Source organism: Rahnella sp. AN3-3W3 (assembly GCF_003263545.1).
Lineage (GTDB): Bacteria > Pseudomonadota > Gammaproteobacteria > Enterobacterales > Enterobacteriaceae > Rahnella > Rahnella variigena.
In genome coordinates this window covers 1-5,825 of record NZ_JYDG01000136.1, presented here as the reverse complement: position 1 = coordinate 5,825, position 5,825 = coordinate 1, and the positions used below count along the sequence as shown (strand labels likewise).

The 5,825-nt window shown below is 51.8% G+C and carries 5 protein-coding genes; 3 read left to right on the top strand and 2 right to left on the bottom strand.

Annotated elements, in window-relative coordinates:
- Positions 1-54: 54 nt before the first annotated feature.
- Entirely contained in the window at positions 55-828 is a 774-nt protein-coding gene (gene yaaA, locus UC15_RS25120; RefSeq protein WP_112291900.1) for a peroxide stress protein YaaA, read from the bottom strand.
- Between the two features lie 112 nt (positions 829-940).
- Positions 941-2,368 (bottom strand): sodium:alanine symporter family protein, encoded by a 1,428-nt coding sequence (locus tag UC15_RS25115; protein WP_112291898.1) that lies wholly within the window; start codon positions 2,366-2,368, stop codon positions 941-943.
- A gap of 275 nt (positions 2,369-2,643) precedes the next feature.
- On the opposite strand from UC15_RS25115, the gene tal reads away from it, so the two are divergent.
- From tal to UC15_RS25100, 3 genes are all read left to right on the top strand, one after another.
- Complete coding sequence (tal, locus tag UC15_RS25110; RefSeq protein ID WP_112291902.1) at positions 2,644-3,597, top strand: transaldolase; 954 nt, start codon at positions 2,644-2,646, stop codon at positions 3,595-3,597.
- A gap of 124 nt (positions 3,598-3,721) precedes the next feature.
- On the top strand, positions 3,722-4,309 hold the full coding sequence (mog, locus tag UC15_RS25105; RefSeq protein WP_112291897.1) for a molybdopterin adenylyltransferase: 588 nt from the start codon (positions 3,722-3,724) through the stop codon (positions 4,307-4,309).
- 142 nt (positions 4,310-4,451) lie between these two features.
- Complete coding sequence (locus UC15_RS25100; protein ID WP_112291895.1) at positions 4,452-5,774, top strand: MFS transporter; 1,323 nt, start codon at positions 4,452-4,454, stop codon at positions 5,772-5,774.
- Positions 5,775-5,825: the final 51 nt, after the last annotated feature.

The following is a 5,825-nucleotide window of genomic DNA, read 5'->3' as shown; positions in this document are numbered from 1 at the left end:
CTTTTGGGGTGCAGTCCATCGCGAGGGCTTTTTTACGCATACTGCTCAGGTAAATCAGCGTTCCGGGCGGGTAAATACCAGCTCGTTGCCCTGTGAGCGTGATTCATCAAATTCGTAACCTTCCAGATTGAAATCCTGAAGTTGTTTCGGCTTATCCAGACGCTCTTTGATAATGAACCGGCTCATCAGGCCACGCGCCTTTTTGGCGTAGAAGCTGATGACTTTGTACTTACCGTTCTTCTCATCAAGGAAGACAGGTTTGATGATTTCGCCATCCAGCAGTTTAGGTTTCACCGCTTTGAAGTATTCATCAGACGCCAGATTCACCAGCACTTTGCTTTTCTGTTCGCGGAGTAACAGATTCAGTTTTTCAGTCAGTAAATCGCCCCAGAACGCATACAGATTCGCACCCTGCGGGTTTTCCAGACGGATACCCATTTCCAGACGATAAGGCATCATTAAATCCAGCGGACGCAACAGACCGTATAAACCGGACAACATGCGCAGATGTTTTTGGGCAAAATCGAAATCTTTCTCGCTGAAATCTTCCGCCTGCAGACCGGTATACACGTCACCTTTAAAGGCCAGAAGCGCCTGTCGGGCATTTTCCGGGGTGAAATCCAGCTGCCAGTCATTGAAGCGTTCAGCGTTCAGATGGGCCAGTTTATCGCTGATCCCCATCAGTGAAGCGATCTGCGCCGGGGACATTTTACGCGCCACGGTGATCAGTTCACTGGATTTATCCAGCAACTCTGGTTGGGTATAGCGCGTTGTCGCAAGCGGGCTTTCGTAATCGAGCGTTTTGGCAGGTGAAATAATGGTCAGCATAGTCTTGTCCGTTGGTCAGTGACGGTTCAAATTCAGAATTTTTCGTTGCCATACTGTAGCAAAAAAGTCACTGCGATGGGGGCATGACAGCAATAGGTAAAAGCGGTGAAAATCAGCGCGGAGATGACGTTTTATCCCACACACCCGGCTCAAGCTGACCGCGTAATTCAGGGAAATGGTCAGGATTGAAGACCGGTATTTTTCCCATCCGCCGCTGCCGCTCGTGATCCTTAACCACTTTTACCGCGATGCCGGAAAGCAGCAGCAGGGCGGTGAGATTAAGTATGGCCATCAGCGCCATGAAGATATCAGCCAGCTTCCAAAGCATCTGGAGTTCCATCAGGCAGCCGCCGAAAACCATCGCAATGACCAGCAACCGGAAAATCAGCAACTTAACCGGGGCAGCGCTGTGAACAAAACTGAGATTGTTTTCAGCATAGACATAGTTGCCGGCGATTGAAGTGAACGCAAAGGCGCACACCAGCATCGCCAGAATAACCGAGCTCCATTCTGGCAATGTGGGGTCGATGGCCAGGCGGAGCAGGCGAATTCCCGTGGGCGCTCCGGGAATATCCAACGCGCCGGACGTTAAAATAATCAACGCCGTAGCGGTGCAAATTACCACCGTATCAATAAACACCGCCAGCATCTGGTTAAAACCCGAAGCAGCCGGATGGCTGACTGCTGCCATCGCCGCGACATTTGGCGATGAACCGACACCGGCTTCACTGGCAAAAGCCCCGCGCTGCATCCCCTGAGTTATCGCCTGAGTCACGCCATAAGCCAGCGCGCCGGATGCCGCTTCCTGCAGGCCGAAGGCGCTTTTGAATATCAGTGCGAAGACTTGTGGAAGTTTTTCGACATGATGACCAATGACCCAAACGGCCAGCAGCAGCCAGGCAATGGCCATCAGCGGGATCATCCATTTGGACAGCCAGGTAACGGCGCGGATCCCACCGAAAATCAGCAGAGCAACCAGTGCCGCTAAAATACAGGCGGTTGTCAGCGGCGGAACATGCAGGAGATGGAGTGATGCCTGAGCAATCGAATTAGCTTGTAACGCACTGAAAATAAAGCCGCAGGAAATGACCATTAGGAAGGAAAACAGGATCCCCATCCAGCGCATTCCCAGCCCTTTCTCCATGTAGTCTGCCGGGCCACCACGAAATTTGTTACGCGCACTGGTGCCTTTGTAAATCTGCGCCAGCGTGTTTTCTATCAGCGCGGTCGCCATGCTGAAGAGAGTAATAATCCACATCCAGAAAATGGCTCCCGGCCCGCCGAGCGCAATCGCAATGATCACGCCTGTCAGGTTACCGGTACCCATTCGTGAAGCCATACTCAGACAAAGTACGCGCCAGGGGGATGTTCCGCGGGGATCGGCGTTGCGTTTAAAAAGTGACGGAGAGAAGAGGTGGCCAAAACGACGAAACTGAATGAACCCAAGACGGAAAGTGAGATAAATACCGCTGCCAAACAGCAGGTAAATCAGGATTGTGCTCCAGAGAATTGTGTCGAAAAATTCCAGCAAGTCATTCATGAATTGTCCTTGGTTGATTTACCCTTCATCGTTTTTATTAATTGGCTTAAGGGCAATGACCACTTTGGATGGCTAACATACCTTTTTTATCAAACCGGTGACATATGCATTTTGGCTGAAATTGTGTGTTTTGGAAGGTGATAAATCCATAGATGTTCGTAGCCGAGCATGCCGCGAGATGCGCCTTGCGCGTGGCTTTTTGCATGTTATCATCAGCCAAAGGCAAGGCATGAAAATGCCTATACGAAAACGTCCAAACGATGAGATATGCCAAAATGACCGATAAACTGACTTCCCTACGCCAAATGACTCAGGTTGTTGCTGACACCGGAGATATCGCGGCAATGAAGTTGTACCAGCCGCAGGATGCGACCACCAACCCGTCACTGATCCTCAGCGCTGCGCAAATTCCTGAATACCGTAAACTGATCGACGAAGCAATCGCCTGGGCACGTGACCAGAGCAGCGATCACGATCAGCAGATTACTGATGCCGCTGACAAACTGGCAGTAAACATCGGTCTGGAAATTCTGAAACTGGTTCCGGGCCGCATTTCAACAGAAGTTGATGCCCGTCTGTCTTACGACACTGACGCGAGCGTGGCCAAAGCCAAACGTCTGATCAAACTGTATAACGATGCGGGCATCACCAACGACCGTATCCTGATCAAACTCGCTTCTACCTGGCAGGGTATCCGCGCTGCGGAAAAACTGGAAAAAGAAGGCATCAACTGTAACCTGACCCTTCTGTTCTCCTTCGCTCAGGCTCGTGCTTGTGCAGAAGCGGGCGTGTTCCTGATTTCTCCATTCGTTGGCCGTATCCTCGACTGGTACAAAGCCAATGGCGACAAGAAAGAGTTCGCGCCGAATGAAGATCCGGGCGTGGTGTCTGTGACCGAAATCTACGAATACTACAAACAACACGGCTACGAAACTGTCGTGATGGGCGCAAGCTTCCGTAACATCGGCGAAATCATCGAACTGGCTGGTTGTGACCGTCTGACTATCGCTCCTGCGCTGCTCAAAGAGCTGGCAGAAAGCGAAGGTCCGCTGGAGCGCAAATTGTCCTTCTCTGGTGAAACCAAACCACGTCCTGCGCCACTGACTGAATCTCAGTTCTACTGGGAACACAACCAGGATCCGATGGCTATCGACAAACTGGCTGATGGTATCCGTAAGTTTGCAGTTGACCAGGGTAAACTGGAAAAAATGATTTCTGACCTGCTGTAATCAGCGCTCAGTTTTCGACAAAAAGCGGCTAATCAGCCGCTTTTTTTGTACCTGCGATAAAACCACAGGCCGGTTACCGATATACTGAGACAAATTACGAAGAAAAATGCTGTGGAGAAATAGCATGAATACATTCCGAATTGGTCTGGTATCGGTGTCGGACCGCGCCTCAAACGGTGTTTATCAGGATAAAGGCATTCCGGCGCTGGAAGCGTGGCTGGAGAAAGCGCTTATTACCCCATACAAACTGGAAACAAGACTGATCCCAGATGAGCAGCCGCTGATTGAACAGGCGATCAGCGAACTGGTCGACGAGAGTGGCTGTCATCTGGTGCTGACCACTGGCGGAACCGGCCCTGCACGCCGTGACGTCACGCCGGATGCCACGCTGGCGGTGGCCGATCGTGAAATGCCGGGCTTCGGTGAGCAGATGCGCCAGATAAGCCTGCACTTTGTGCCGACGGCGATCTTATCGCGTCAGGTTGGGGTTATCCGCAAACAGGCGCTGATCCTCAATTTACCCGGTCAGCCGAAATCAATTCAGGAAACGCTGGAAGGCCTGAAAGATGCTGACGGTAAGGTGATTGTTTCCGGTATTTTCGCCAGCGTGCCGTACTGCATCCAGCTTCTCGATGGACCTTACGTCGAAACGCATGATGAAGTGGTAGCAGCTTTTCGTCCAAAAAGTGCCCGCCGCGATACAAAAAACTGAATAGCCCCCGATTTCCAAATTAACAGAAGTTACGCGTCAGGCACTCTGGTGTGAAAAATATTTGCCGTTATAGTAATGATTACTTTACATGAGGTGGCAAAACCTTTTTCCATTTTACACTCTGGTGTCTGACGGTATCCCTATGCAACACGCACAATCGCGCCGGTTGAACCGGCAGGACTACAAAACGCTGTCCCTGGCTGCATTAGGTGGCGCACTCGAATTTTACGATTTCATCATTTTCGTCTTCTTCGCGGCGGTCATTGGCGATCTTTTCTTCCCGGCTAATATGCCCGACTGGCTTCGCCAGGTTCAGACCTTCGGTATTTTCGCCGCCGGTTATCTGGCACGTCCGCTGGGCGGTATCATCATGGCGCATTTCGGCGATGTAGTGGGTCGTAAGCGTATGTTCAGTCTGAGTATTCTGCTGATGGCCTTGCCGACACTGGCGATGGGTTTATTGCCGACTTATGCGTCGATTGGCATTGCAGCACCGCTGTTATTATTGCTGATGCGCGTATTGCAGGGTGCGGCTATTGGCGGAGAAGTCCCGGGTGCATGGGTGTTTGTGGCCGAGCACGTGCCGCGCAGCCGCATTGGTTTTGCCTGTGGAACGCTGACGGCCGGTTTAACATTGGGGATCCTGCTGGGTTCTCTGGTGGCAACTTTACTGAACACCAGCATGACACCGGTAACAATCAGTCAGTACGGCTGGCGTATTCCGTTCTTTATTGGCGGTATTTTCGGTTTGATCGCCATGTATCTGCGCCGCTGGTTACAGGAAACGCCGGTCTTTATTGAGATGAAAGCGCACAAAGCGCTGGCGGAAGAGCTGCCTCTGAAAGCCGTGGTCGCCAATCATAAAAAAGAAATTGTGGTCTCGATGCTGATGACCTGGCTGTTATCGGCCGGGATCGTGGTGGTGATTCTGATGACACCAACCTGGCTGCAGAAACAGTTCGGTATTCCGGCTGCAGCGGCATTGCAGGCAAACTGTCTGGCCACCGTGGCGCTGATGGTTGGCTGCATCATCTCAGGCAGCGTTGTGGATCGGCTTGGTGCCAGCAAAACATTCATCTTCGGCAGCCTGTTCCTGGGGATTTGCACATGGTCGTTCTATCACATGGTCGCGGCGGATGCGTCGGTACTGATGGGCATGTACGCGCTCGCCGGACTGAGCGTGGGCGTAGTCGGTGCCGTGCCCTATGTGATGGTACGGGCATTCCCAGCTGAAGTGCGTTTTACCGGTATTTCTTTTTCATACAATGTGGCATATGCGATTTTCGGCGGCCTGACGCCGATCTTCGTCACGCTCATTATGCGTCTGACCCCGATGGCTCCTGCGTACTACGTGCTGGCTCTGTCCGCAATTGGTCTGCTGACCGGTATTTATCTGAGCCGTGACCTGAACAGTGAAGCGGCGAAAGACGCGAAATTTGCCGAGCGTGTCGCATCCGGCCAGTAAGTTTGTTTCAGATATTAAAAAGCCCTGCAATTGGACTGCACCCCAAAAGTT